3 protein-coding genes are annotated in these 1980 nt (G+C 45.4%); 1 reads left to right on the plus strand and 2 read right to left on the minus strand.

Features of this window, described 5'->3' with window-relative positions:
* Together AC3A14_RS24620 and AC3A14_RS24625 are read right to left on the minus strand one after the other, a co-directional pair.
* A partial coding sequence (locus AC3A14_RS24620) for a hypothetical protein (RefSeq protein WP_487779244.1) occupies positions 1-279 on the minus strand: 279 nt, incomplete at its 3' end.
* A gap of 61 nt (positions 280-340) precedes the next feature.
* On the minus strand, positions 341-1279 hold the full coding sequence (locus AC3A14_RS24625; RefSeq protein WP_318736113.1) for an SGNH/GDSL hydrolase family protein: 939 nt from the start codon (positions 1277-1279) through the stop codon (positions 341-343).
* 146 nt (positions 1280-1425) lie between these two features.
* Here AC3A14_RS24625 and AC3A14_RS24630 point away from each other — a divergent pair, with 146 nt between their 5' ends.
* A complete protein-coding gene (locus AC3A14_RS24630) occupies positions 1426-1566 on the plus strand; it encodes a hypothetical protein (protein WP_271943175.1) in 141 nt (46 codons plus the stop codon).
* Positions 1567-1980: the final 414 nt, after the last annotated feature.

The raw sequence follows: 1980 nt of genomic DNA on the forward strand, positions 1-1980 counted from the left end.
ATATTCTTTTTTCAGAAAATCATGCAATACTATAGTTTTCTTTAAACTTGAAGAGAGGAAATCATCATAATCGTCCAAGATATCTTTGAATTTCTTATGAACTTTACTCATTCTCTTTTTAACTGTTTTCAGAGTAATGTTTAGCTCATCAGCAACTATCTCTTCGGCTAAACATTGATCTTCACTTGGAAGTCGTGCCAGTAAAGTCTTTTCTGGATCGGGGGCTAACCCGCGCTCGCCAGAGATTTCTTTGATAAATTCTTGCCAAGTGATTGTCATACGGCTTGCCCCCGCAATATGTTAAGAAAAAGTCAACTTTTCATCCTATGATTAAAACTCCCTATCCCCCGAACCCTGTGGTGCAGAGGCTGTTGGTGACAAGTTGGTTACCGAGGGGACTCAGGTGGATGTGGTCTCGATAAAGGCTGTCTAGGTTCTCTTGGGCGTTAAAAATGGGTAAAAAGTCAATATAGGGGATTTGTCGCTCTTCGGTGAGGGCTGAAAGGCGGTTTCTGGCTTTCCATTCATAGTCTCTAGGACCGGGTTCTCCGAGTTCGCGCTTGAGGGGAGTCATGGCTAAGAGGACTCGGGCCTGATTTTCTTGGGCACAGGTGTGAATTTCGCGAATAGCTTGTAAATTAAAGCCCACCCGATCGCCTTTTTCGGCTCGAACTGCTGCCATTTCTGGGGGAGACTCATAGGGCAAAACGAAGCGGGTAAAGGCTTCAACGATACCGAGGGGAGGATAATGACTCGGATAAAAGCGATCGCGCCCTACGGGGATGGAAGTCGGTGCAGTGCCAAATAGATCGTCAGTATTAATTAACAGAATAATCGCTTCTGCCCCAAATGTTCCATACTGCCGTAAATAGGCAATCTCATTACGCGGACACCAGGAATTGGCAGAAATATTCAGCACTTCCACAGGTTTACCGCTCTCTTCCTTGAGTTTATTACCGATCGACGTCGAGAGGATTTGCTCCTGATCTGTCCACCATCCACCATTGGCGATGGAATCTCCCAGCAGTAAGATCCGTTGAGTACCCGGTTCTGGTTGCTCGCTAATCTCAGGACTGCGCATCGAATATTGATTAATAGTAATCCGATTTCCAAATCGGCGCGTAGTTTGGGAAGGAGCGAGTAAATAGCCAATCTCTGGATCGACTTTGTAAATTAAGGGTTTCCCCAAACCGAAGAGAGCGCGTAGGGCAACTTCTAAGAAAGTAAAAAGGCCTAGAGCGATCGCGCCAATCAATAATAGAATTTTAATCTGGCCCATGAATTCGGAGTCTCTGCCTGATTTGACTTTTTCTATCCTACTCGATCGCCCTATTGGGTGATGGACACTCAAGCTAGGAACCGTTACCCTAGGGCTGGGTCAGTTTGTTAAACCGTTTACCCTTGTTCTGATGGAGGCTAATCGTCATGTCTGACTTAAATCGTGGGATCATGAAATTCAAAGGAGCTGATAGCCCTGCGGCGATCGCCCTCTCGTCTATTGTTGTGTTAGGTGGGATTGCCCTTTTAATTTGGTGGGGACTACAATCAGCCTATGCTTTGGGCTAATTGAACTGTGCACCCTAGACGTTATATCTGAGTATCTCTGAACCCGCCGCGATCGTTCTCAACAAGGACTAGAGGCGGGTTTTAATTTATCCTATAGGGCTTCTTCTATAGGGAATATCGCTTATTTTGATCGTGTTGAATACTACATTAACCAAACAGAAAAAATCCTCGGTATTTTAGTTACAGCGCTTCGCGCTGCTATGAGGTACATTGTTGATCATAGATTCGAGTTGTCATTGCGACCGCAGGGAAGCAATCGCCAAGATTTGGGGATTTTGCGATTGCTTCATTCCACTTCGTTCCATTCGCAATGACTTATCTCAATGATACTGTACTCCGTTACAGCGCAAAGCGCTGTAACCTGAATTCGGGATAAACAGCGACTCTTTCCTAAGAGTTCCCTCCTATACGAGG

Source organism: Roseofilum sp. (assembly GCF_982964205.1).

Excerpts from the sequence above, each read along its gene's own strand:
- AC3A14_RS24625 (WP_318736113.1), bottom strand. The coding sequence starts at position 1,279 with ATGGGCCAGATTAAAATTCTATTATTGATTGGCGCGATCGCTCTAGGC.
- AC3A14_RS24630 (WP_271943175.1), top strand. The coding sequence starts at position 1,426 with ATGTCTGACTTAAATCGTGGGATCATGAAATTCAAAGGAGCTGATAGC.